This window comes from Minwuia sp., assembly GCF_048007105.1.
GTDB lineage: Bacteria > Pseudomonadota > Alphaproteobacteria > Minwuiales > Minwuiaceae > Minwuia.
This window is the reverse complement of sequence record NZ_CP180352.1, coordinates 1,363,099-1,386,841: the sequence shown is the minus strand read 5'-3', so window position 1 is coordinate 1,386,841 and position 23,743 is coordinate 1,363,099. Positions and strand designations below refer to the sequence as shown.

Annotated in this window: 25 protein-coding genes; 9 read left to right on the top strand and 16 right to left on the bottom strand. The window is 65.6% G+C overall.

Annotation, left to right across the window (positions count from 1 at the left end; all coding sequences use genetic code 11):
- Window positions 1-11 precede the first annotated feature (11 nt).
- The 4 genes from ACMVY4_RS06605 to ACMVY4_RS06590 all read right to left on the bottom strand — a co-directional run bounded on the left by ACMVY4_RS06605 (window position 12) and on the right by ACMVY4_RS06590 (window position 2,535).
- Window positions 12-755 carry a heme ABC transporter permease gene (locus tag ACMVY4_RS06605; protein WP_416899384.1) on the bottom strand — a complete coding sequence of 248 codons (744 nt, stop codon included), beginning with the start codon at window positions 753-755 and terminating at the stop codon, window positions 12-14.
- 84 nt (window positions 756-839) lie between these two features.
- Complete coding sequence (ccmB, locus tag ACMVY4_RS06600; protein ID WP_416900268.1) at window positions 840-1,505, bottom strand: heme exporter protein CcmB; 666 nt, start codon at window positions 1,503-1,505, stop codon at window positions 840-842.
- Window positions 1,506-1,511: 6 nt separating this feature from the next.
- Window positions 1,512-2,186 (bottom strand): heme ABC exporter ATP-binding protein CcmA, encoded by a 675-nt coding sequence (gene ccmA / locus ACMVY4_RS06595; RefSeq protein WP_416899383.1) that lies wholly within the window; start codon window positions 2,184-2,186, stop codon window positions 1,512-1,514.
- Window positions 2,176-2,535 (bottom strand): dihydroneopterin aldolase, encoded by a 360-nt coding sequence (locus ACMVY4_RS06590; RefSeq protein ID WP_416899382.1) that lies wholly within the window; start codon window positions 2,533-2,535, stop codon window positions 2,176-2,178. The genes ccmA and ACMVY4_RS06590 overlap by 11 nt, the downstream gene beginning before the upstream one ends.
- Window positions 2,536-2,692: 157 nt before the next feature.
- On the opposite strand from ACMVY4_RS06590, the gene ACMVY4_RS06585 reads away from it, so the two are divergent.
- Both ACMVY4_RS06585 and ACMVY4_RS06580 read left to right on the top strand, forming a co-directional pair.
- Window positions 2,693-4,678, top strand: coding sequence for an acetyl-CoA carboxylase biotin carboxylase subunit (locus tag ACMVY4_RS06585; protein ID WP_416899381.1), 1,986 nt, complete (start codon window positions 2,693-2,695; stop codon window positions 4,676-4,678).
- Between the two features lie 4 nt (window positions 4,679-4,682).
- Window positions 4,683-4,982, top strand: a complete 300-nt coding sequence (locus tag ACMVY4_RS06580; RefSeq protein ID WP_416900267.1) for an acylphosphatase — start codon at window positions 4,683-4,685, stop codon at window positions 4,980-4,982.
- A 183-nt stretch (window positions 4,983-5,165) separates the two neighbouring features.
- On the opposite strand, the gene ACMVY4_RS06575 is transcribed toward ACMVY4_RS06580, so the two are convergent.
- A complete protein-coding gene (locus tag ACMVY4_RS06575; RefSeq protein WP_416899380.1) occupies window positions 5,166-6,380 on the bottom strand; it encodes a DUF3644 domain-containing protein in 1,215 nt (404 codons plus the stop codon).
- A gap of 244 nt (window positions 6,381-6,624) precedes the next feature.
- Here ACMVY4_RS06575 and ACMVY4_RS06570 point away from each other — a divergent pair, with 244 nt between their 5' ends.
- The 3 genes from ACMVY4_RS06570 (at window position 6,625) to ACMVY4_RS06560 (ending at window position 10,301) form a co-directional block, all read left to right on the top strand.
- Entirely contained in the window at window positions 6,625-7,476 is an 852-nt protein-coding gene (locus ACMVY4_RS06570) for an LLM class F420-dependent oxidoreductase (RefSeq protein WP_416899379.1), read from the top strand.
- 432 nt (window positions 7,477-7,908) lie between these two features.
- Window positions 7,909-8,802, top strand: a complete 894-nt coding sequence (locus tag ACMVY4_RS06565) for a phytanoyl-CoA dioxygenase family protein (protein WP_416899378.1) — start codon at window positions 7,909-7,911, stop codon at window positions 8,800-8,802.
- On the top strand, window positions 8,799-10,301 hold the full coding sequence (locus ACMVY4_RS06560) for a sensor histidine kinase (protein ID WP_416899377.1): 1,503 nt from the start codon (window positions 8,799-8,801) through the stop codon (window positions 10,299-10,301). Before ACMVY4_RS06565 ends, ACMVY4_RS06560 begins: the two co-directional genes overlap by 4 nt.
- Here the strand turns inward: ACMVY4_RS06560 and ACMVY4_RS06555 are convergent.
- Both ACMVY4_RS06555 and ACMVY4_RS06550 read right to left on the bottom strand, forming a co-directional pair.
- Window positions 10,265-11,110 (bottom strand): branched-chain amino acid aminotransferase, encoded by an 846-nt coding sequence (locus tag ACMVY4_RS06555; protein ID WP_416899376.1) that lies wholly within the window; start codon window positions 11,108-11,110, stop codon window positions 10,265-10,267. The two genes, ACMVY4_RS06560 and ACMVY4_RS06555, sit on opposite strands and share 37 nt — an antisense overlap.
- A gap of 42 nt (window positions 11,111-11,152) precedes the next feature.
- On the bottom strand, window positions 11,153-11,785 hold the full coding sequence (locus tag ACMVY4_RS06550) for a S24 family peptidase (protein ID WP_416900266.1): 633 nt from the start codon (window positions 11,783-11,785) through the stop codon (window positions 11,153-11,155).
- 106 nt (window positions 11,786-11,891) lie between these two features.
- Between ACMVY4_RS06550 and ACMVY4_RS06545 the strand changes: the two genes are divergently transcribed.
- Together ACMVY4_RS06545 and ACMVY4_RS06540 are read left to right on the top strand one after the other, a co-directional pair.
- On the top strand, window positions 11,892-12,878 hold the full coding sequence (locus tag ACMVY4_RS06545) for a quinone-dependent dihydroorotate dehydrogenase (protein ID WP_416899375.1): 987 nt from the start codon (window positions 11,892-11,894) through the stop codon (window positions 12,876-12,878).
- Window positions 12,875-13,789, top strand: a complete 915-nt coding sequence (locus tag ACMVY4_RS06540; protein ID WP_416899374.1) for a DMT family transporter — start codon at window positions 12,875-12,877, stop codon at window positions 13,787-13,789. Before ACMVY4_RS06545 ends, ACMVY4_RS06540 begins: the two co-directional genes overlap by 4 nt.
- Here ACMVY4_RS06540 and ruvX read toward each other — a convergent pair.
- Together ruvX and ACMVY4_RS06530 are read right to left on the bottom strand one after the other, a co-directional pair.
- The gene (ruvX, locus tag ACMVY4_RS06535; protein WP_416900265.1) at window positions 13,765-14,226 is read right to left on the bottom strand and encodes a Holliday junction resolvase RuvX; all 462 of its coding nucleotides are present in this window, start codon (window positions 14,224-14,226) and stop codon (window positions 13,765-13,767) included. The genes ACMVY4_RS06540 and ruvX overlap by 25 nt on opposite strands.
- Complete coding sequence (locus ACMVY4_RS06530; protein ID WP_416899373.1) at window positions 14,223-15,023, bottom strand: phytanoyl-CoA dioxygenase family protein; 801 nt, start codon at window positions 15,021-15,023, stop codon at window positions 14,223-14,225. Before ACMVY4_RS06530 ends, ruvX begins: the two co-directional genes overlap by 4 nt.
- A gap of 106 nt (window positions 15,024-15,129) precedes the next feature.
- Here ACMVY4_RS06530 and ACMVY4_RS06525 point away from each other — a divergent pair, with 106 nt between their 5' ends.
- Complete coding sequence (locus tag ACMVY4_RS06525) at window positions 15,130-16,140, top strand: zinc-dependent alcohol dehydrogenase family protein (RefSeq protein WP_416899372.1); 1,011 nt, start codon at window positions 15,130-15,132, stop codon at window positions 16,138-16,140.
- Here ACMVY4_RS06525 and ACMVY4_RS06520 read toward each other — a convergent pair.
- The gene (locus ACMVY4_RS06520) at window positions 16,137-16,682 is read right to left on the bottom strand and encodes a TetR/AcrR family transcriptional regulator (RefSeq protein ID WP_416899371.1); all 546 of its coding nucleotides are present in this window, start codon (window positions 16,680-16,682) and stop codon (window positions 16,137-16,139) included. The genes ACMVY4_RS06525 and ACMVY4_RS06520 overlap by 4 nt on opposite strands.
- A gap of 111 nt (window positions 16,683-16,793) precedes the next feature.
- On the opposite strand from ACMVY4_RS06520, the gene ACMVY4_RS06515 reads away from it, so the two are divergent.
- Window positions 16,794-17,537, top strand: coding sequence for a glutathione S-transferase family protein (locus ACMVY4_RS06515; protein WP_416899370.1), 744 nt, complete (start codon window positions 16,794-16,796; stop codon window positions 17,535-17,537).
- A 4-nt stretch (window positions 17,538-17,541) separates the two neighbouring features.
- Here ACMVY4_RS06515 and ACMVY4_RS06510 read toward each other — a convergent pair whose 3' ends face one another.
- The 6 genes from ACMVY4_RS06510 to mgtE all read right to left on the bottom strand — a co-directional run bounded on the left by ACMVY4_RS06510 (window position 17,542) and on the right by mgtE (window position 23,589).
- Window positions 17,542-19,194 (bottom strand): hypothetical protein, encoded by a 1,653-nt coding sequence (locus ACMVY4_RS06510; RefSeq protein ID WP_416899369.1) that lies wholly within the window; start codon window positions 19,192-19,194, stop codon window positions 17,542-17,544.
- A 33-nt stretch (window positions 19,195-19,227) separates the two neighbouring features.
- The gene (locus ACMVY4_RS06505) at window positions 19,228-20,007 is read right to left on the bottom strand and encodes a hypothetical protein (RefSeq protein ID WP_416899368.1); all 780 of its coding nucleotides are present in this window, start codon (window positions 20,005-20,007) and stop codon (window positions 19,228-19,230) included.
- A gap of 11 nt (window positions 20,008-20,018) precedes the next feature.
- Window positions 20,019-20,444: a hypothetical protein gene (locus ACMVY4_RS06500; RefSeq protein WP_416899367.1), complete on the bottom strand. Its 426-nt coding sequence runs from the start codon at window positions 20,442-20,444 to the stop codon at window positions 20,019-20,021.
- 162 nt (window positions 20,445-20,606) lie between these two features.
- Window positions 20,607-21,758: an acyl-CoA dehydrogenase family protein gene (locus ACMVY4_RS06495; protein ID WP_416899366.1), complete on the bottom strand. Its 1,152-nt coding sequence runs from the start codon at window positions 21,756-21,758 to the stop codon at window positions 20,607-20,609.
- Window positions 21,755-22,207 carry a PaaI family thioesterase gene (locus ACMVY4_RS06490; protein WP_416899365.1) on the bottom strand — a complete coding sequence of 151 codons (453 nt, stop codon included), beginning with the start codon at window positions 22,205-22,207 and terminating at the stop codon, window positions 21,755-21,757. The genes ACMVY4_RS06495 and ACMVY4_RS06490 overlap by 4 nt, the downstream gene beginning before the upstream one ends.
- The gene (gene mgtE / locus ACMVY4_RS06485) at window positions 22,204-23,589 is read right to left on the bottom strand and encodes a magnesium transporter (RefSeq protein ID WP_416899364.1); all 1,386 of its coding nucleotides are present in this window, start codon (window positions 23,587-23,589) and stop codon (window positions 22,204-22,206) included. The genes ACMVY4_RS06490 and mgtE overlap by 4 nt, the downstream gene beginning before the upstream one ends.
- Between the last annotated feature and the right edge of the window lie 154 nt (window positions 23,590-23,743).

Here is a 23,743-nt window from a genome sequence, read left to right as displayed (position 1 = left end):
CGGCCTCCGTCTCATTCCGCCGGCTGCATGGCCGCGTGACGGCTGGCCTGGGCCATACGCATCATGCGGCTGCGGCGGGCGTGAATCTCACCCCGTACGCGGTAGATAAGAACGACGACATAATACGCGAAGAACCCGACGATCATCAGCAGCAACGGCCACAGCATGGAGTTGTCGACCTTCGGCCCCTCCATGGTGATCAGCGTCGCCCCCTGATGCAGCGTGTTCCACCAGTCCACCGAGAAACGGATGATCGGCACCATCACCACGCCGACGATGGCGAGGATGGCGGCGGCGATGGCGGCCTTGGCCTCGTCCTCGAACGCCTGCCAGAGCGCCATGTAGCCGATATAGATGAAGAACTGGATCAGCACCGAGGTCAGCCGGGCGTCCCAGACCCACCAGGTGCCCCACATCGGCTTGCCCCAGAGCGAGCCGGTCAGGAGACAAAGGAAGCAGAAGGTCGCGCCGATGGGCGCGGAGGCCTTGGCGATCATGTCGGCGACGGCGTGCTTCCAGATCAGCGCGATGGCACTGGAGATCGCCATGCCCATGTAGATGCCCTGGCTCATCATCGCCGAGGGCACGTGAATGAACATGATCCGGACGGTATCGCCCTGCTGATAGTCCGGCGGCGCGAAGACGAGTCCCCAGACCAGCCCCGTCCCGATACAGACGGCGGCGATCACCACGGCGAACGGCAGCACCGCCGAGGTCAGTCTCAGGAAACGTGTCGGATTGGCGAACCTGTGCATCTGCACCCTTATCTAGTCCGGGAAGCCGGCGCCGGAAGTGACCGGCGTCTCAGCCGTTTCCACTCTCCGGATTCACTATAATTATCAATCGAGCGCAAGCCTTAGCGCCCATCCTGCGGCGATCGGGGCCATCACGATCGCGCCAGACAGGATGGCGGCGAGGAACATGAGGTGTGGTAGCGGGCTGAAACCCTGCAGCGTCGCCTCGATCGCGCCGACGCCGAAGATCAGCACCGGAATGTAGAGCGGCGTCACGATCAGGGTGAGCAGCACCCCGCCGCGGCGGATGCCGACGGTCAGCGCCGCGCCGATGGCCCCGATCAGGCTGAGCGTCGGCGTGCCGAGCGCCATGGAAAGCACCAGCGTGCCGAATCCCTCGAACGGCATCTGCATCAGCACCGCCAGCACCGGCGCCGCGAGAATCAGCGGCAGGCCCGTGGTCAGCCAGTGCGCCGCCACCTTGCCCAGCACGACGACGGCCAGCGGCACGGGCAGCAGCGCCAGCTGGTCCAGGCTGCCGTCCTCCAGATCGGCCTGGAACAACCGGTCCAGCGACAGCAGCACCGCCAGCAGGGCCGCGACCCAGATCGTGCCGGACGAGATCCGCTCCAGCACTTCGGGCGCCGGCCCGACGCCGAGCGGGAACAGCATGATGACCATGACGAAGAAGGCGATGACCAGCAGGCTGCCGCCGCCCTGCTTGCGCGCCAGCAGCAGATCGCGTCCGACGATGCGGAAGAAGACCGTCAGCATCGCTCAGACCGCCTCGAACGCGTCATCGTCGTCGAACCAGTCCGGCTGCAGCTCGGGCGGTGTGATCTCAAGCACCTGCCCCTCCACGCCGGGCAGGGGCGCATGGGTGGCGGCGACGATCAGGCCGCCGGCGTCCAGATGTTCCCGCATGACGCCGCCGAGCACGTCGACGGTGGCGCGGTCGATGGCGGTCAGCGGCTCGTCCAGCAGCCAGAGCGGCTGGCCGCCGAGCAGCAGGCGGCCCAGCGCGACGCGCCGGCGCTGTCCGGCCGACATGTAGCCCACGGGCAGATCGGCCAGATCGGCGATCCCGAACCGCTCCAGCGCCGGCGCGACGCGGTCGCGGCCCGCGCCGGTCAGCCCGGCCCAGAGGTCCAGATTGCCCGCGGCGGTCAGCGCGGTCTTCAGCCCGTCCTGATGGCCGGAATAGACGAATTCGGCGGAAAAGGCGTCGCGGTCGGAGAGCGTCCGCTCGCCGCGCCAGCGCACCTCCCCGGCGAAGGGCCTCACCAGCCCGGCGATCATGCGCATCAGGGTGGACTTGCCCGCGCCGTTGCGCCCGGTCAGCGTCAGAAGTTCGCCCGGCCCCGCACGGAAATCGACATCGGCGAAGATCAGCCGCTCGCCCCGCATGGCGGCGAGCCCTTCCCCCTCCAGGACCGGCGCGTCAGACGACACGGGCGCGGCTCATCTCCACGCCGACGCTTTCCGCGTCGCCGAAGACGTCCAGCTTCTCGATGCGCACGTTCACGTCCAGCACCCGGCGGTATTCGAGAACCATGTCGATGATGCGGTCGGCGAAGATCTCGACCAGATCGATGTGGCCGCGCCCGGCGATTTCCTTGACCCCGTCCAGCAGGTCCTCGTAGGAAACCACGCCGTGGATGCCCTCTTCGTCCGGATCGCGCAGGGTTTCGGCCACCAGATTGATGCGCACCCGCTGCTTGCGGCCCTTCTCATGGGGGTGAATCCCGATCTCCATGGCGAGCACCAGATCGCGGATGAAGATCCTGTAGCTGTCGGACATGCGGGCCCCTGTGGCGTCTGGCGGTGCGACTGCTGGAGGTATCCGCAGCAGCGCACCGGGTCAAGCGCGCGGCTGTCATGGTCTTTTCCGCCGTTGTCGGGGCACGAAGCGACGTTTAGAAGATGAACACGAAGAGGGAAGCGGAAACCGGAAATCCATGTTCAAGAAGATCCTGATCGCCAACCGTGGCGAAATCGCCTGCCGCGTCATCAAGACCGCCCGCCGCATGGGCATCGCCACCGTCGCCGTCTATTCGGACGCCGACGACGGGGCGCTGCACATGCAGATGGCGGACGAGGCGGTGCATATCGGCGGCGCCGCGGCCTCCGAGAGCTACCTGGTCATCGACAGGATCATCGAGGCCTGCAAGCAGACCGGCGCCGAGGCGGTGCATCCGGGCTACGGCTTCCTGTCGGAGAACCAGAAGTTCTACACCGCCCTGGAGAAGGCCGGCATCGCCTTCATCGGCCCGGGCCAGCGCGCCATCGCCGCGATGGGCGACAAGATCGAATCGAAGAAGCTGGCCCAGGCGGCCGGCGTGAACACCGTGCCCGGCTACACCGACGTGATCGATACGGTGGAGGAGGCGGTGAAGATCGCCGCCGATATCGGCTATCCGGTGATGATCAAGGCCTCCGCCGGCGGCGGCGGCAAGGGCATGCGCGTCGCCTTCGACGAGGCCGAGGCCCGCGACGGCTTCAAGTCGGCCAAGTCCGAGGCCGCCTCCAGCTTCGGCGACGACCGCGTCTTCATCGAGAAGTTCGTCGAGGAGCCGCGCCACATCGAGATCCAGGTGCTGGCCGACGGCCAGGGCACGACCCTGTATGTCGGCGAGCGCGAATGCTCGATCCAGCGCCGCCACCAGAAGGTGATCGAGGAAGCCCCCTCGCCCTTCCTGGACGTGGCCACCCGCAAGGCGATGGGCGAGCAGGCCGTGGCTCTGGCCGACGCGGTGGAATACCGCTCCGCCGGCACGGTCGAGTTCATCGTCGACAAGGACCGCAACTTCTACTTCCTGGAGATGAACACCCGCCTGCAGGTGGAGCACCCGGTGACCGAGATGATCACCGGCATCGACCTGGTGGAGCAGATGATCCGCGTCGCCAATGGCGAGAAGCTGGCGCTGACCCAGGACGACATCAAGCTGAACGGCTGGGCGGTCGAGAGCCGCATCTACGCCGAGGACCCGTATCGCGGCTTCCTGCCGTCGATCGGCCGCCTCTCGCGCTGCCAGCCGCCGAAGGAAAGCGGGGCCGTGCGCGTCGACACCGGCGTCATCGAGGGCTCCGAGATCACCATGTTCTACGACCCGATGATCGCCAAGCTGGTGACCTACGGGCCGAACCGCCAGGCCGCCATCGACAGCATGATCGACGCGCTGAACGGCTACCGGATCGAGGGCATCAACCACAACATCAACTTCCTGAACGCGGTCTGCAATCACCCGCGCTTCCGGGAGGGCCGGCTGACCACCAACTTCATCGCCGAGGAATATCCGGACGGCTTCCACGGCGCGCCGCTGGACCTCGACAACCGCCGCCGCATGGTCGCCGCCGCCGTGGTGGCGCATCTGCGCGAGCGCTCCCGCTCCAGCTCGATCACCGGCCAGGTGCCCCACTTCGTCGTCCAGATCGGCCAGGACTGGCGGGTCCGCTGCGGCGAGGACCACTACAAGGTGCACACCACCACCGGCGACACCGCCACCGACGTCACCATCGACGGCGAGCATCTGGTGGTCGAGAGCGCCTACAAGCCCGGCCAGCCGCGCTTCACCGGCATGGTCGGCGGCCGCCAGGTCGAGATGATGATCCGCCCCTCCGAGGAGGGCTACCTGCTCACCTTCGACGGCGCCACGCTGACCTTCCAGGTCCGCACCCCGCAGGCCGACGCCTTCGCCGCGCTGATGCCGGTGAAGGAGGCCGCCGACCTGTCGAAGATGCTGATCTGCCCGATGCCGGGCGCGCTGATGCAGTTGCATGTCGAGGTCGGCGACGAGGTCCAGACCGGCCAGCCGCTGGCCGTGATCGAGGCGATGAAGATGGAGAACGTGCTCCGCGCCGAGACCGACGGCGTCGTCGCCAAGATCAACAACCGCCCCGGCGACAGCCTGGCGGTCGACGACGTGATCCTGGAACTGGAGTAGCCCCATCCCGGCGCCGCGAAAGACCGCCGCCCTCCACGCGACCTTCCGCGGCCGCGTTCAGGGCGTGGGCTTCCGCGCCTTCGTCACCGGGAACGCCAACGAACTGAACGTCCGCGGCTGGGTCCGCAACCGCCTGGACGGCAGCGTCGAGGCGCAGCTGGTCGGCGAGGGCCCCGCCATCAACGAACTCCTCCGCCGCTGCCGCAAGGGCCCGCCCGGCGCCAGCGTCGACAGCGTGAACGCGGAACCGTCGGACGTGCCGGAGCCTGAGCCGGAGGGGTTTGGGGCGCGGTCAACGATTTGAGGGATGGCCGAGAAATCTAAAAAATCAATGTAACGCCCCACCAACCCACCCTAATCAAAAAACAATCCTAGAAATCAACCGACTTCACTAGAAATTCTGCACATGATTTCTGATGATTTCGACCGAAATCTCTAATATATTTCATGAAAATTAATATGAAGACAGTTCAAATTTGCCGCCAACTCACCGATATCGATCACCTTCCGCTTCGCAATGTTTAATAACTTCATCGATCCACCGATCGAACCAGACCCAATTGCCTTTGTAGTCACCCGGACAGCCAAAACCTTTACCAGCGTTCTTTCCGTCTAGCGCCTTCCATAGCTGTGTATGATCATGCATTCTAAAATTCGGGAATCCAGATTTATTAATCTTTTCAACGACCTTACCAGGTGGATAGCGATTTCTATTTACTTCTTTGAAGAAAATCTTCTCAATTTCCAATGCCTCATCGCTGCCAGAAGAAATGACGTGAACGGCTGCATCTGCAGCCCCGGGCTTTTTCGCGGCCATAGGTACAAAGCCGTACGACATGCGGTAGGCAGGATCTTTTAGCTGCTCTTCCGTCAACCCGTGCTCAAAGGCTTCAATTGTGGCTTCTAAGTTCTTGGGTAGCCCAGACACCTTCTTCAAAGCCGAACGCTGTTCCGCGCCGAATGAAACGAATTGAAGCGCCATCGGCAATCTTTTTTCTAACCCGTACTGCACTCCAAATTCTCGCTTAATAAGTTCGTTAAAATTCAATGCACACGATTGAAGTTTTGCGCCCAATTCGTCATCAATACGATTTGTAGAGCGATGTTCTATCTCGTGCCTTATCTCAAGAAGAAATCGCAAGTTTGTGGCAACCCCACCTCTTGCAGGGCATTTTTCATGCTTCAGGCAGCGAGTAATATCCCAATATTTTTCCGCCCCGCCTTTTGTTTTTGCGCCTGGGTATTTATACTCAATTCCCTCCCGCTTAAACCAAGAGTGAAGCAGATATGTCCAAGCTATCATTGAATATACAATAAATAACTCAGCTCGAAATCGCAATCCCGCGCTATTAAATATCTGGACTGCAGCAATCATCGCCTCTCTTGCTTTAATAAGAAGCTCATCACCCTTAATATTTAAACCTGTATCCTGATCAATATCTGGCCAAATCGCCAGAAAAGCATCAAGCCCTTCATCATTTGCTGGAGTAATATGTTTATACTTTTTTTCACTACGAATTTCACTAATTAGACGATGGTTAATTGAGCGCGTCGGCCGCGTAAAATATGCAAGTATGTCTTGATCATTTGTGAAGGGATCGCCACGACTGATCATAGCTTTCACGATGGCAACTTCCCAGTTTTCAAGTTTGTGCCCGCCACGGCGACGAACTTTCTTTTTTTCTGTAGGATTTTTGCCCATTTTTACCCTCCAATATCGCTTTTAACAGAATCTCAAAATTCAAAAAAGGGGGGTTGGTATTCAGAAATTCTTTCAACCACATCCAGGTAATAATTCCGCCAAATCCTCGCTCTTGATGTTGGCTAAAGCTATCTGCTCGGCGCGCCTATAAATGTTAGATGGTGCACCAACGGCTGATCCCCTTGCACCCTCCCGATCCCCATGATCCCATAACCCCACGCAATTCAAGGGGAGGGACTGCGCCATGGACCTTGGGGTCTTCTGCTACAACACCGCCTATTCCATCCGGCCGGCCGAGTTGGCCACGCTGCTGGAGGAGCGCGGCTATGAATCCGTCTGGTTTCCGGAGCACACCAACATTCCGGTCTCTCGCGAGTCGGAGTTTCCGGGCGGCGGGGAGCTGCCCAAGCCCTATTACCACATGATGGATCCCTGGACGTCGCTGGCCGCGGCGGCCGCGGTGACCAGCAAGCTGAAGCTCGGCACCGGCATCAGCCTGGTGATCCAGCACGACCCGATCATCCTGGCCAAGACCATCGCCACGCTGGACGTGATCTCCAACGGCCGGGTGCTGTTCGGCATCGGCGGCGGCTGGAACGCCGAGGAGATGGCCCAGCACGGCATCCCCTTCAAGCGCCGCTGGAAGGTGCTGCGGGAGAAGATCGAGGCGATCAAGACGCTCTGGACCGAGGAAGAGGCTTCCTATGAGGGCGAGTTCGTCAACATCAAGCCGACCTTCAGCTATCCGAAGCCGGTGCAGCAGCCGCACCCGCCGATCATCCTGGGCTCGGCCACCGGCCAGGGGCGCCAGCGCGTGGTGAACTACTGCGACGGCTGGATGCCGATCAATGTGCTGCTGGAGGACATGCCCTCGGCCATCGAGGACCTGCGCCGCCGCGCCGAGGAGGCGGGCCGCGACCCCAACTCGATCAAGCTGTCGATCTTCGCCCAGGTCGGCGTCGACGAGGACCTGCTGCGCCGCTACCGCGACATGGGCATCAGCCGCTCCGTCATCGGCGTGCCGACCTCCCGCCCCGACAAGGCCACCGAGGTGCTGGACCGCTACGCCCCGCTGCTGAAGGAGCTGGCGGCGTAGCGTCGGCCGGTTCTCTGAACCGGTGGTTATCCCCTCCCCCTTGAAGGGGGAGCGACGAAACCGCGTTGCGTGGAATGGTTCGGTCGGCGCGCAACGCGGCTCGGACTTTCCGGAGAGGCATGAGCCGCCCGCCTGGCCGACCCATCCATCCCCGGGCGGGCGGTTTCCATTGCCCCCCACCCGTCGCTGCGCGCCGACCTCCCCCTCAAGGGGTGAGGTTGACGAGTAGCCTGCATGCAGGCACTCGCGTCCCAGTGTTATTGCGTTTCGCTCTTAACAATCATTCTCCCCTCCATCGCGCTGACGGGCTATAGTGGCGGCTCGAGATTTCCCGCCGGTATCGACCGACCGCCGGCGTGGCAATAACGGGACGGCGGGCGCAGAAGGCAGCCCGATAAAAGCCGCCCGGCACTGACAGGGCGTGGAGGGGCTATGCTTGCACATGATGTGCTCAAGCAGCGGCCGATCGTGCTGACGCAGGCGCAGCGTCAGCACTACTTCGACAACGGCTATCTGCATCTGGACGGCTTCATCCCGGAGGCGTGGATGACGCGTCTGCAGGCCGTGACCGACCGCTTCGTGGAACAGAGCCGCGGGGTCGAGCGCTCCGACCGGGTCTTCGACCTTGAGCCGAACCACACCGCCGATGCGCCGCGCCTGCGGCGGCTGAACCAGCCGGCGGAGCAGGACCCCGTCTACCGCGAGTTCGCGCTGGAAGGGCCGATCGTCGATCTGGCGCAGGACCTCCTCGGGCCGGACGTGAAGTACCACCACAGCAAGCTGAACTTCAAATGGGCCTCGGGCGGCGAGGAGGTGAAGTGGCACCAGGACATCCAGTACTGGCCGCACACCAACTATTCGCCGCTGACCATCGGCGTCTACATGGCCGACGTCACCGACGAGATGGGGCCGATGGGGATCATCCCCGGCAGCCACGAGCGCGAGCTGTTCGACCTCTTCGACGATGACGGCGCCTGGACCGGGGCGATCAGGCCGCGGGACCTGGAACGGGTGAACCTGGACGACGTGGTCTGGCTGAAGGGCCGGCGCGGCTCGGTGACCATCCACAACTGCCGCATCGTGCACGGGTCCGAACCGAACCGCTCGGCGACCACGCGGCCGCTGCTGCTGCACACCTACGCCGCCGCCGACGCGCTGCCGATCTGCGCCTCCATCGCCGATGGCTGGCCGCTCGCCAATACCATCGTCCGCGGCAAGCCGGCGCGCTGGATGCGCTTCGATCCCAGGCCCTGCCTGATCCCGCCGGACTGGTCGAAGGGTTACACCTCGATCTTCGCGCTGCAGCAGTCAGAAGCCGCCGAGTGATTGCCTGGCCGGCATTCCGCCGCCGGGCGAGACCGGCGGCCGCCGTCGGGGCATTCCTGCTCGCGGCCACGGTGGCGGTCATCGCCGCGGCGGCCGGTCCCGAGCGGTCGGATGCCGACCCCGGCGCGCGCGCGGAGATGCTGGCCCATCTCGCCCGGACCGCCGGCATCGCCGCCGGACCGCTGGCGCAGGGCGACCGCGACGCCGCGGTGCTGGTGCTGCAGGCGGCGCTGCGGCCGGACCTGAGCAGCCTCGGCATCGTCGGCCGGGACGGGCAACCTGTCGCCGAGGCGGGGGCGCCCGCAGCCGACGCCGAACGCGTGCCGGTGCCGATCGGCGCCGACGCCACGCTGATCGCCTTCTGGACCCCGCCGGAAGCCGTCGCGCCGCCCTTCCTCCTGCCCGCCCTCGCCGCGGTTCTGGCCGCCCTGCTCGGCGCACTGGCCGCGTGGCTGGCGCTGAGGGCCGTCGCGGCGCGGCAATCGGCGCCCGCCGGCGAGGCGAGCGGCGAAGCGGAGCTGAAGCGCGAACTGGAACGGCAGCGGGAGGTCATGACCAACCTGACCACCGCCTACAACCAGCTGCTGATCGAGCACGCCTCCCACGGCCATGACCGCCAGCTGGAGCGCCGCCGCTTCTTCGACGACATCGAACGGCAGAAATCGGAACTGCTGGCCGCGCGCGACGCGGCGCTGACCGAGGCGATGACGCGCAGCCGCTTCTTCGCCGGCATGACGCACGAACTCAGGACGCCGATGAACGCGATCATGGGCTTCTCCGAGGCCATCGAGCGGCAGATCTTCGGCCCGGACGCGGTGGACCGCTATAGCGACTACGCCCGCGACATCCGCGTCAGCGCGCAGCACCTGCTGGACACGATCAACCAGCTGCTCGACATGGCCAAGGCGGAATCGGGCAAGCTGGAGCTCGATTCACAGCCCCTGAACGTCGGCGGCGTCGTCGACGACTGCATCAGCATGCTGCACCGCCTGGCGGAGAACCGGGGCATCCGCCTGGAACGGCTGATCTCGCCCAGCATGGCACCCTACACCGCCGACAAGCGCATGCTGCGGCAGATCCTGATCAACCTGATTTCCAACGCGATCAAGTTCTCGCCGGAGGGCGGCCGCGTTCTGATCGAAGCCGGGCCGGACCTGGCCGACGATCTGCAGATCCGCGTACGCGACTTCGGCAAGGGCATCGCGGCAGAGGACCTGCCGCGGGTCTTCGAGCCCTATGTCCAGGGCCGGATCAAGGGCAGCGAGCCGGGCACCGGGCTGGGCCTGCCCCTGTCCCGGACCTTCGCGCGGTTGCATGGCGGCGAGCTCTCGCTGGAAAGCGAAGTCGGCGAGGGCACGGTCGCGACAATCGGCCTGCCGTCATGGCGCTGGGACCGCAATGGCGGCGAACCCGACGACGAGAGCTTCGACGACGGGGCCAACGCCCAGCAGGTCGCCGGGCATCAGACCTCCGGCTGGCTGTCCGCCCAGCTGAAATAGGCGTCCCGCGCCATCCGGCAGACCGGGCCCGGCTGAAGCTCGCGGTCCTGATAACGGATCATCGGCGTGACCTTGCCGTAATTGCCGGTGGAGAAGATCTCGTCCGCACTCAGCAGATCGGCCGGCGTCAGCGTGGTCTCCTCGACCGGCTGCCCAGCCTCCCGCAGCAGACCGATGATGCGCTGCCGCGTGACTCCGTTCAGGAAGGTGCCGTTCCAGACCGGCGTCTTGGCGACGCCGTCCTTCACGATCCAGACATTGGCCGTGGCCAGCTCGGCGACATTGCCGGACGGGTCGCAGATCACCGCATTGTCGTAGCCCCGCTCGGCCGCCTCGCGCAGGGCGCGCTGCGAGTTGGGATAGAGACACCCGGCCTTGGCGTCGGTCGGCGCCATGTCGCGGGCCGGGCGGCGGAAGCTGGAGAGGCAGGCCGAGAAGCCCTTGCCCTCGGGCAGCGGCGATTCATAGACCGACAGCACGAATTCGGTCGATTCCGGTTCCGGCGAGACGAAGCCGCGGCGGGCGAAGAACATCGGCCGGATGTAGTAGGCATGTTCCTTCGGCAGCTTGCGGACCGCCTGCTTGCAGAGATCCTCGACCTCGTCGACCGTCAGCTTCGGCTCCAGCAGCATGGCCGCGGCCGACCGCATCAGACGTTCGCAATGGGGCCGCAGATCGGGGGCCTTGCCGTCGAAGGCGCGGGCGCCGTCGAAGACCGCGCTCGACATCCAGAAGGCGTGATCCATCGGGCCGGTGAGCTTCGGCTCTTCCGTCAGCCACTCGCCTTCGTAGTAGAAGATCTGATGCATCGCCGCGCCTCCCGCCGTCCGCCCACCTTGAAACCGATAGCTCTAATATTGGCTCCAGCAGATGCGGTAAACCCATCGGACGTCCCGGCGGCTGATACTCTGGTTCTCGGCGCGGCGATTGAGCGCCCTGACCGTCAGCGAAGACGCGCTCCGGTCGACGACTTCGCGCACCAGAATGTCGTCGTTGCGCATGCACAGGACCAGCCGGTCGCCGGGATCGATCCGGGTGACCCTGAGCACGACAACCGTCTCCCCATTCCGGAACCAGGGCTCGAATGAGCGGTCCGGAATTTCCAGTGCAAAGGCCTCCGGATCGCCGCGCGCAGGAAACCCGGTGCGCCGCCAGGTGGCCCCATGCGGCCGGCCCGCCTCATCCAGCCGGGAAACGTCCAGATGGGCGAGGGACATGCAAGGCAGCCGGGCCGGCATGGGCGGTTTGCCCGACATCAGCGCAGGCAACTCGGCGAATTCCGTCCCCGTGGCTTCCAGGATCTTCGACAGGCTCTCGGTGGACGGCCAGCGCGGCTTTCCCTTTGCGCTGACCCGTTTCGACCGGTTCAACGCTGTGGCGTCGAGCCCGGCCTTCGTCGAAAGCGCCGACAGCGACAGACGGTGGCGTTCCGCCAGCCGGTCGATGGCCAGCCATATGCCCTCGTGGGTCAACATGGGCCGCATGTTCACGGGAACGCCCCCACGAGTTCGACCCGAACAAATGTTAAATCTGGCGCGGCCACCGATTTGACATCTTCCCGCGCCGGCCGGCGGGCCTAGGTTCGGGCCGATGCCGATCCCCTATGCCCTCGTCCGCCGCCTGCTCTTCGCGCTCGACGCCGAACGCGCCCACCGCGCGACCATTTCGGCGCTGAAGCTCGGCCTCGCGGGCGCCCGGCCGCCGAAGGGAAACCCGGTCGAGGTTGCCGGCGTCCGCTTTGCCAATCCCGTCGGCCTCGCGGCCGGTTTCGACAAGGACGCGGAGGCGGTCGATGCGCTGCTGGGCCTCGGTTTCGGCTTTGTCGAGATCGGCGGCGTCACGCCGAAGCCCCAGCCGGGCAATCCGAAGCCCAGGGTCTTCCGCCTGACAGGGGACCAGGCCGTGATCAACCGCTACGGGCTGAACTCCGCCGGCGCGGAGGCGGTCGCGCGAAACCTGGAGAAGCGCCGCAAGCCGGGCGTCGTCGGCGTCAATCTCGGCGCCAACAAGGAGAGCGAGGACCGTATCGGCGACTATGCCGAATGCCTGAAGGTGATCGGGCCGCTGGTGGATTTCGCGACGGTCAACGTGTCCTCGCCGAACACGCCGGGTCTGCGCGCGCTGCAGGACCGCGCAGCGCTGACCGGGATCTTCGAACGGCTGCATGCGGCCCAGTCCGGCGGACGGGCGATCCCTCTTTTCCTGAAGGTCGCGCCGGACCTGAGCGACGCCGACATCGACGACATCGCCGAAGCCGCGCCGGAGATCGGCGTCGCTGCGCTGGTCGTCTCAAACACCACGATCGCCCGCCCGAACAGCCTGACCAGCCCGCATGCGCAGGAGACCGGCGGGCTGAGCGGCGCGCCGCTCATGGGACCGTCCACAGACCTGCTGCGCCGGTTCCACGAGAAGCTCGACGGCCGCGTGCCGCTCATCGGCGTGGGCGGAATCCTCTCCGGCGCCGATGCAAAGGCGAAGATCGACGCCGGCGCGGCGGCGGTGCAGATCTATTCCGGACTGGTCTATCGCGGCCCCGAACTGGTCGGCGAGTGTGTCGAGGCGCTTGCGCAGGCATGACGGCGAGACGCCGCAGCGACGTCGAGACCGGCATGCTGCTGATGGCCGTGGCCATGCTGGCGCTGCCCTGCATCGACGCCATCGCCAAGTCGATGGCCGGGCGCGTCCCGTCCGCCGAGATCGCCCTGGCGCGCTTCGTCATGCAGACGGCGATCCTGCTGCCCTTCGCCATCGGGCGCGGCATGGCCGCGAGCGGCCGGGTGCTGGCGGCACATGTCATGCGCGGGGCGCTGATCGCGGCGGCCACCCTGCTCTTCTTCACGGCATTGCAGTATCTGCCACTGGCCGACGCCATCGCGATCTTCTTCGTCGAACCCTTGCTGCTGACCCTGCTGTCCCCCTTCTTCCTGGGCGAGAAGGTGGGCTGGCGCCGCCTGACGGCCGTTGCCGCCGGGTTCGCCGGCGCGATGATGATCATCCGGCCGAGTTTCGAGGAAGCCGGCTGGCCGGCCCTGCTGCCGCTCGCCGCCGCCCTCTGCTTCGCGTTCTATCTGGTCCTGACACGGCGGCTGGCCCGGACCGGCGACCCTGTGGTGATGCAGGCCCATGCGGGGATATTCGGCGGACTGACGGCCGGACTGGCGCTGGCCGCGGGCGCCATGACCGGCGCCTTTCCGGATGTGCTTGTGCCGGTCCTGCCGGACCTGACGGACCTGCTGCTGCTGACAGTGCTCGGCATCATCGCGACCGGCGGGCACATGCTGGTCGTGCATGCGTTCAAGCGTGCGGACGCCGGGCTGCTGGCGCCGTTCCAGTATCTGGAAATCATCAGCGCCACGGCGCTCGGCCTGCTGATCTTCGGGGACTTCCCGGATCCGCTGACCTGGGCCGGTATTGCGGTGATCGTCGGATCCGGCCTTTATGTCTTCCACCGCGAAAGGGTGGCTCAGACGCTGTCCAGCACACCCTGAAGGATGAACGCCGCGGCATGGGCGTCGATGGTCTCGGCGCGGCGGCGGCGGGAGGTGTCCTGCTCGATCAGGCTGCGCTCGACGGCGACCGTTGACAGCCGCTCGTCGCGCAGCAGCATCGGCAGGTCGAAGACCTTCTCCAGATTGCGCTGGAAGGCGCGGGCTGCCTGCGCCCGGGGACCCGACGACCCGTCCATGTTCAGCGGATGGCCGATGACCAGCCCGCCGATACCGTACTCGTCGACGATCGCCCGAAGCTCGGCAACGTCGGCGGCGAACTTCTTCCTCGCAATGGTGCGATGAGGCGTCGCCACCTTGTGGCCGGGGTCGGACAGAGCCGTGCCGATGGTCTTCGTGCCGGGATCCAGTCCCAGCAGCCGTTTGCCTGCCGCCGCCTGTTTCAGCGCGGCCGGACCGGCCTCGAGATGCCCGGCTATGCCAGCACCCGCGCGATGTCGTTCTTTCCGCACACGTCGCGGCCCCGCATCAGATAAAGGGGCCGCGTGACGAAATCGACCGAGCCGCCGGTGCGCTTCGTGATCTCGGCGCCGATCTCCCGGTCGAAATGCGATGTCGTCGGCATGAAGCGCAGCACATAGCCCGCACGCCGTTTCGGCGACCGGTTCGGTTTCGAGCCATGCACCATGTAGATGTCGTGCAGCGAGATCTGGCCCGGTTCCAGCACGATGTCGACGGCGTCGTCCTCGCTGTATTCCTCGGGGCGAAGCTGCTGGTTCAGCGTCAGGTGGCCGCCATCATTGGTGTCATGGCCACGCAACCGTTTGTCCCGGTGGCTGCCGGGAATGACGCGCAGGCACCCGTTCTCGGCCGTCGCCTCGTCCATGGCGATCCAGACCGAGCAGGTGGCCAGCGGCCGGATCGGCCAGTACTCCCCGTCCTGATGCCAGGGCGTCTCCTTGCCCGAATGCGCCGGCTTGCCGAAGACCGTGGTGCCCCAGAGCAGGAAGTCCGGGCCGATCACCTGTCCGACCATGTCGAGGATCTCCGGGATCGCCGCGTAGTCCAGCCAGACCGGATCGCCCTTCAGCCCCTGCGGCCCGTGATCCGGCTCGTGCGGCGTGAACATGGCGTCGGGCGCGACATGCGGATTGGCCTTGATCAGGCGGTCCAGATCGCGCCGCATGGCGTCCAGCACCGCCTCGGGTACACGGTAGCCCGAGGGCACGACGTAACCCTGTTCGTGATAGTGCTCGACTTCCTGTGGTGTCAGCATGGCGGCGCTCCCATGCGCAGAAAATAGCCCCGGTCCGGGGCATTGGAAAGACACAGGCGCCGCCCCATACTCGATTGCAGGGGAATGCATTTCGAGGAGACGACGCATGAAGGCCGCGCTGCTGACCGAGCCGGGGATCGACAATCTGAAGGTCGTGGACACCGACGAGCCTTCGCCCGGACCGGGTCAGGTCAAGGTGCGGCTGCGCGCCAGCACGCTGAACTACCGCGATCTGGTCACCATCCAGGGCGGCTACGGGTCGAAGCAGAAGCAGTCCGGCCTGATCCCGCTGTCGGACGGCGCCGGCGAGGTCGTCGAGGTCGGCAAGGGCGTGACGCAGTACCAGGCCGGTGACCGGGTGACGCCGATCTTCTTCACCAACTGGTTCGCCGGCGAGCCGACCGCACAGGCCCAGTCGCAGGCGCTGGGCGGTTCGGCGCAGGGCTGTGCCGCCGAGTACATTTGCCTTCCCGCCCACGGCGTGGTGCCGACACCGGACTATCTCTCCGACGCGGAAGCGGCGAGCACGGTCTGCGCCGGGCTGACGGCGTGGCAGGCGGTCATCGAGAAGGGCGGCATCCGCCCCGGCGACTGGGTGCTGACGCAGGGCACAGGCGGCGTCTCCATCTTCGCGCTGCAGTTCGCCAAGGCGATGGGGGCGCGGGTGATCGCGACGACCTCGTCGGACGCCAAGGCGGCGCGGCTGAAGGAACTCGGCGCCGATCACGTGGTGAACTATCTCGACATCACCGAATGGGGCAAGGCGGCCAAGAGCCTGACCGGCGGCGCGGGCGTCGATCTGGTGGTCGAGGTCGGCGGCGCGGGCACGCTGACGCAGTCCCTGAAGTCCATCCGCATCGGCGGCACCGTGGCGATGATCGGCATCCTGGCCGGGCAGTCGTCGGAGGTGAACATGGGCTACGTGCTGATGACCAACAGCCGCATCCAGGGCATCACCGTCGGCAGCCGCGAGATGCATCTGGCCATGTACAGGGCGATGGAAGCGCACCGGATCAAGCCGGTCATCTCCGACAGCTTCCCGCTCGCCGACATCCGCAGCGCGCTGGAACACCAGAAGGCCAGCCGTCACTTCGGCAAGATCGCGCTGGAGATCTAGCCGGCGGCCTTTCCGGCCAGCAGGGCGGGAATCGCAGCCGCAGCGGCCCGGGCAACGTCATCGGCTATGGGCTCGCCATCGGTTGCGCCGGCCAGCACCAGAGCGCCGACGGCCATGGCCGCCGCCTGCAGCGCACGCGGGTCCGGCGCGCCGTCAGGTATTTCGTCCAGACCGCGCTGGAACTCCGCCACCAGATCGCCAAGCACTTCGGCCACGGCCGCTCGGTCCCCGGCGTCGCCGCGGGCCGCGTCCTGGGACAATGACGCCAGCACACAGCCGGGCCACGTCAGATGACGGTGTGACGGGTCGAGATAGTCCGCGGCCACCGCCGCCGCCTCGGCGTTCAGGTCGGCCCCGGCCCGCTCGGCCAACCGGCGCCTGAAGTCCGGTTCGAAGCCGATGGCCTCCCGGAACAGTGCCTGCTTGGACCGGAAGTAGGTGTAGAAGGTGCCGCGCGTCAGGCCCGCCTCGGCCATGATCCGGTCGACATTCACCCCGCCATAGCCATGACGGCGGAACAGCCGCGCCGCCGCCTGCAGCACCGCCTTCCGGTTCCGCTCCCGGTATTCCGACGAGACCGTCAGTTTCCGCTCCTGATTCGCTACGACAGTGTTATGATGTATATCATAACATCTGCTGGGACAGTCCCCTTCATGACCGAACTCTGGCAATTCCGGTTCTCGCCCTACAACGAGAAGGCCCGCTGGGCGCTGGCGCTGAAGGGCATTCCCTACACGCCGCGCACGGTTCTGCCGGGCCCGCACATGCGGACGATCCGGAAGCTGTCGGGCCAGCAGAAGACGCCGGTTCTGGTGATGGACGGTATCGTCACGCCGAACTCCGCCGATATCGTCGCAAGGCTGGAGACGGCCTTTCCCGATCCCCCGCTGATGCCTGGGGACGCCGAGGGCCGGGAACGGGTCCTGGAGATCCAGCGCCTGTTCGACGACGGGTTCGGGCCGCGAATCCGCCGCGCGGTGCTGGACAGCATGCTGGGGTCGCCGGGCTATGTCGCCACGGTCTTCGCCGGTGACAGGGGCTGGCTGCAGCGCACCGTCTACCGCGCGACGCTGCCGCTGGCGGCGGGCCTGATCCGGCGGGGCAACGGCATCGGGGGAGCAGCCGATGTGGCGGACGGCATCGCCGCCATTACCGACGCGATGGATTTCGTCAGCGCAAACACGGCGGCGACGGGCTATCTCGTGGGGGACCGCTTCACGCTGGCGGACATGGCGGCGGCGGCGACGCTGGCCACCGTGGTCAATCCCGACCACCCCGCGATGAAACGCCCGGAACCAATGCCGTCAGCGACGCGCGCGCTGATCGAGCGTCATGCCGGCCATCCGGCTGCCGGCTGGGTCCGGCGCATCTATGCCGCGCACCGGCCCCTGCCGTGAAGGGCTAGAGGAAGCAGGCCGCCGTATCGCTGACCAGCGTCCCGACCGGCAGCGCGTTGCTGCCTGCCGGGCAGGGAATCAGGTTGAGGCCGCCATTCAGGCCGCCCACGATATTCTGCGTCCTGCCCTGGTCCGCATCGAAGCCGAACTGGCCCAGCGCCAGCGGATCGTTCTGCGACAGCTGATCGAAGAAGTCCCGGATTTCCTCGGCCGTGGTGATGACGCGGCCCGGCCCTTCGGAATCATTGCCGCCGCCGTTCAGGAAGCTGTCGAGATCGTTCGCCGTCAAGGAGGTCTGTTGCGGGTCGCCGAGCGGCGCGCCGTTCCGGATGAGGAATTCGAGCTCGGCCTGCAGCGCGGCGATGTTGTCGCGTTCGAGGTTGAGTTCCTGAAGTCTCGCAAACCGTGACCCGCTCTCGCTTCCGAGTTCGTTGCGGCGACGGCTGAGTTCATCGATACGATCCTGGACGGCATCCCGGTCGATCTGATTGTTCGCAATCTGGTCGAGAGCATTCCGGACCCCGTCCTTGGCCTCCTGAAGTGCGGCGAGCTGGTCCTCGATCTGCTGAAGCACCTGGGCAGAGGGCTCCCCGTTCTGCGCGATCCCCCGGATCTGCTGCTCCACCTCTTCCAGGCCCCTCAGTCTTTCCTCCAGTTCGGCCGGGTCGGAAAGTAGATCCTGCGCCGCAGACAGCTCGGCATTGATGGCGTCGAACTCTTCGTTCGTCGCATTGATCTCGGCATTGATCTCGTCGAGTTCCTGATCGATCTCGGCCAGTCGTTGACCGGCGCCCGCGAGGCCCTCCGCCAGTTCCTGCAGTCGTTCTCCGGCTTCGGCGTCGTTTGAGAGCGCGGTCTCAACCTCGCCGTTGGTCCTGTCGAGGAATGCATCGAGCACACCGGCGCCGGAGCCCTTTTCGTTGGCGCGAAACTCGATCTCGGCCAGTTCCTCCCTTCTTTGCGCTTCGCGCTCCCGCAGCTCCTCGAACCGCCGGATCTCGTCGACAGGAATCTGCTCCGCAACCGCATTGCCGTCTGCGACCAGTTCCTCAACGTCATTCTTCAGGTTCTCCAGCCGCTGCTCGACGGTTCCGAGGGTCTTGATCTCGAAATCCTCCAGATCGCCATCGCGCCGCAGACTGTCTTCGGCAAAGCTGATACTGGCGCCGCGGACAATGATGAACTGCGACTGGCTGATGAAACTCGACAGGTTGATGTTCACGTCAAAACTGTCAGCCGCGCCCGCTTTCACTGCCTGAGTAGCCGCATCGGAGAGCTGCCTCAGGACTTCGAGCAACCCGTCCGCGCTCTGCTCGATCTGCTGCAGCGCATCGGCGTCGGCCCCGGCCCCGCTCAGCGCGTCGATCTGCTCGACCAGTTGGTTGGCGGATTCCAGAAACTCCTGTTTCACGGCGTCGAAATTGTTGGCTGCCTGCACCCCTTCCGCCGAAATCTTGCCGACCTGCTGGCCGAGATCCCGCTGCTCCCGATCGAGCGCCTGAAGATCCTTCTGGCGCTGGCCGTCTTCGGTGAGTTGCCCCTGACGCTGATCGATCAGGGCCTGCAGCTGCGGATCGGCCTCGGCCAGCGCGCTGCCGCACCAGAGCAACAGGGCGGCCACGGTGGGGGCAAGGGTGCTTCTCCTCGGTAGCAGCATGGTGGTCACCTCCTGTGACGGATTCGCGCCTCTCTAGAAATTCAGACGAAGTCCCGCCCCGATCACTGCACTGGTGCGGTCGATGCGGTCGATGGTGGAGATCACGCGGGTGACGCTGAGATTGCCGTTCAGGAACAGGTTGTGACCGAGCTCACGCCGCGCCACCACACTGCCCGAAAAGGTCGTGTCCTTGCGCCGGATGTTGTCCACCGGATCGTCGTCGTTGAACTGCGCGCGCCCGGCCAGCACTTGTGCGGTCAGGGTGAACCAGCCGTCGATCTCGGTCTCGCGCGCGGCGAAGATGCTGATCGCCGAGTGCGCCGAGGACTGCGCCTCGGCGGAAACCAGCGCGAGTCGGCCGCCCAGCGTGAACGCATTCTCGGGTGCGCCGGCGTCGGGCCGGGTCCACGACATCGCGACCGCATTGGTCAGATTGTCGTCGTCGTCGACATTGTTGAAATTGCTCCAGATCAGCGAATAGCCGCCGCGCAGCAGGTCGCCTGACGCCAGCCGGTAGAGACCGGTCACGCTGCCCCCGTGCTGGCGGACGAAGAGGTCCAGACCGTTGCCGCTCAGGCTTGTCGTGTGGTCGTAGCGGACCGAGAGCGACAGGTCCTCACCGATACGCCGGGACAGGCTGAGGAACGGCTGGTGGTTCTGCTGGTTGAAGCCGTCATTCTCGAAGAACATGCGGTGGGTGAACCGGTAGCCGGCGACCGGTTCGAATTCGGCAGGCCGCCAGGGCAGACGATAGGTGCCGGCGCCGGTCAGGGTGACCCGCAGATCGCCTTCGCGTACGGCGGCGCCGTTCACGTCGAATTCCTTCAGCAGACCGGTGACGTAATCGAGACCCAGACCGGCCGTGATGCCGTAGTCGCGCGGCGCCTCGATGCCGTGCTGCCGGGCCAGATCGGGATAGTCGGCCGCCAGATTGCCCAGCCGCAGGGCCGCGATCTGGATGCGCTCGGCGACGGCGTCCTGCTCCGGCGGCAGGCCGGCGCGCGCGCCGCGGTGGCGGTTTCGATCGCCAGGCGGTACTGCTGCAGCTGAAGTTGGGTGCGCGCCAGCCAGACACGGCCCGCCGGCGTATCGATGGCTGCGAAGACGTCTCTTGCCGTCTCGAAATTCTGCTGGCTGTAGAGCAGAACGCCGGCATTGAGCCGCGACGTGCTGTCCTGCGCCTGAACCGACGGCCCGGCACAGATCACGATGGCCAGAAATGCGGCAGCAATGGCAGCAATTGGACGCATGAGAACTGATCCCCTCAAATCAGTTTTCAGGACACGCTACTTCCCTCGCATGTCGACGCTACGCAGTTGTGCTCATTGATACCGGCACACGTGCAGACAGACCAGCAACCTGCCGGTCGATGACACAGATTTGTTCGGCGCCGTTGCCGGAAAGGGACGTCCCTAGAACCCGAGCTGCCGGGCGGCGAGGTCGCGCATGATCTCCTCGGCGCCACCGCCGATGGCGTTGACGCGGACCTCGCGATAGATCCGTTCGACCTTCTGGCCGCGCAGATATCCGGCGCCGCCGAAGGTCTGCACGGCCTCTCGGGCGCAGAATTCCATGGTCAGCGTCGCCTGGTTCTTCAGCATGCAGATCTCGGCCACCGGGCTTTCGCCCTGGTCGATGCGCCAGGCCAGGTTCTCCAGCATCGCCTGGGTCGCGTTGATGCGCATGGCCATGTCGACCAGCTTGTGGCGGACCACCTGATGGTCGATCAGGCGCTTGCCGAAGGTCTGCCGCTCCCGGGCATAGGCGAGGGTTTCGTCGTAGCAGGTCTGGGCGAAACCGTTGCAGCCGGCGGCCATCATCAGCCGCTCGAAATTGAAGTTCTGCATGACGATCCGGAAGCCCTGATTCTCCTCGCCGATCAGGTTCTCGACCGGCACCCGGACATCGTCGAAATAGAGCGTCGCGGTGTCGGAGGCGTGCCAGCCCATCTTGCGGAGCGGCGTGCGGGAGAAGCCCGCCATGTCGGCCTCGATCAGCAGCATGGAAACCCCACCCATGCCCGGCCCGCCGGTGCGTACGGCGGTCGAGACGAAATCCGCCTGCATGCCCGAGGTGATGAAGGTCTTGGAGCCGTTGACGATGTAGTGGCCGCCGTCGCGCCGCGCTGTCGTCTCCAGATTGGCGACGTCGGAGCCGCCCGAAGGCTCGGTGATCGCCAGCGCCGCGATCTTCCGCCCTGACATGACCTCCGGCACGACGCGTCTCTTCACCGCATCGGTCGCGGCGCGCGTGATCGGCGGCAGGCCAATGGCGTGACTGCCCAGGCTGGCCGAGACGCCGCCCGCGCCGGCCCGCGCCATCTCCTGCCCGGCGACGACCATGTAGAACAGGTCTTCCATGATCCCGCCGACTTCGGGCCGGTGGTGGGCCGCGATGAGGCCGAGATCGCCGGCCTTCCGGAAGAGGTCCCGGGGCAGCAGCTCGGCTTCCTCCCATTCATCGACGAAAGGCTCGATTTCCTTCTCGACGAAGCGGCGGACGGTGTCGCGCCAGGCCTCATGGTCGTCGGTGTAGTAAGGGCTGGTCTTGGTGTTCGGTATCATGCGGTGTCCGGCCTCCCATCCAGGCAAATCATGGTGACAAGCGCGGTCGCGATCAGCGTCTCCTCGCCGCCGGTCACGGCCGCGACCTTCGCCTCGCAGACCGTGAGCGTCCGGCCGGGCTTCAAAACTGTCCCGCGCGCGATCAGCGTCTCACCCTTGCCGGGCGCCATCAGGTTGATCTTCATCTCGACGGTCAGCGGCGCGGAGTCTTCCGGCATCAGGCTGAAGGCGGCATAGGCCGCCGCCGCGTCGGCCAGGGTCGCGATGACGCCGCCATGGGCAAAGCCGTGCTGCTGCGCCAGCTTCGGATCCATCGGGCAGACGATCTCCACGAAGCCCGGCTCGATCCGGCCGGTGTCATAGCCCAGCAGCTTCGCGAAGCCCTGCCGGTGCAGGCTTTCCCGGACCTTTTCGGCGTAGCCGGGATCGCGTGGCTGGAAACCGGTCACAGCAGCAGCCACGCGCCGAGGCCGAGAAAGACGAAGAAGCCGACGATGTCGGTGACCGTGGTCAGGAACACCGCGCTGGAGACCGCCGGGTCTACTCCGGCGCGGTCGAGGCCGATGGGGATCAGGATGCCGGCCAGCCCGGCGACAATCATGTTCACGACCATGGCGACGGCGATGACACCGCCCAGCAACGGGTCCTGGAACCAGAGCAACGTCGCCACGCCGATCAGAATGGCGAAGGCAATGCCATTGAAGACGCCGACGGCCAGTTCCTTGACGACCTGGCGCAGCATGTTCGACGAGGTCAGATCCTTGGTGCCCAACGCGCGGACGGCGATGGCGAGGGTCTGGGTACCGGCATTGCCGCCCATCGAGGCGACGATGGGCATCAGCACGGCCAGGGCGACCACCTGCTCGATGGTGGCGTCGAAGAAGCCGATGACCACCGAGGCCAGGATGGCGGTCAGCAGGTTCAGCGCCAGCCAGGTGAAGCGGCTGCGTGTCGTGCGCGTGATCGACTGGTTGAGGTCGTCCTCCTTGACGCCGGAGATCTGGAACAGGTCCTCCTCGGCCTCCTCCTCGACCACGTCCATGACGTCGTCGACCATGATCACGCCGATCATGCGTCCGTTGTCATCGACCACCGGCGCCGAGGTCAGATCGTATTGCCGGACCTGATAGGCGACGTGCTCGACGTCCATCCCGACGGAGAAGGTCACCGGGTCCTCGTCCATGATCTCACCGACCTGGATGGGCCGCTTGGTGCGCATGGCGCGGTCCAGCGGCACCCAGCCGATGGGTTTGAAGGACGGGTCGATCACATAGATGCTGTAGAAGTGGTCGGGCAGGTTCTCCGCCTCGCGCAGGTGGTCGATCACCTGGCCCATGGACCAGAAGGCCGGCACGGCGACGAAGTCGCGCTGCATCAGACGGCCGGCGGTGTCCTCGGCGAAGGACAGGCCCTCGACCAGCGGCCGCCTTATGTCCTCGGAGACCAATTCCAGCACCGCCTTCTGCTGCTCTTCGGACAGCGCGTCGAGGACGTAGACGGCATCGTCCTCGTCCAGTTCGGAAACCGCCTCGGCCAGTTTCTCCGGTCCCAGCATCTCCACGACGGCGTCGCGGACCGGCTCTTCCAGTTCGGCAATAGTGTCCGGCGAGAGGTCCTGTCCGACGACTTCAAGCAGCAGGTTGCGGCGTTCGCGGTCGAACAGCTCGAACAGGTCGGCCTGGTCGGCGGCGTGAAGCTCGCCGAAGGAGATGCGGACGTCGTCGTTGCGGCTCTCGTCGAGGGCGATGCGGATCTCGCGGACCAGATCCGGCGTCAGGCCGCGGGCTTCGGCCTGCTCCTCCGGGGCCTCGACCTGCATCGCATCACTCATCGGCCACCCCCGGTCCGGCTTGCTTGATGCCATGATATACGCCTGCCGCCTCGCCCCGGGTCAAGCGCAGCCCGTGCGGCGGATCGTCAGAAACTTATTGAACATTGTTCATTTCATCCCATCTCCATTTTGAACGATGTTCATAAGGAGGGGT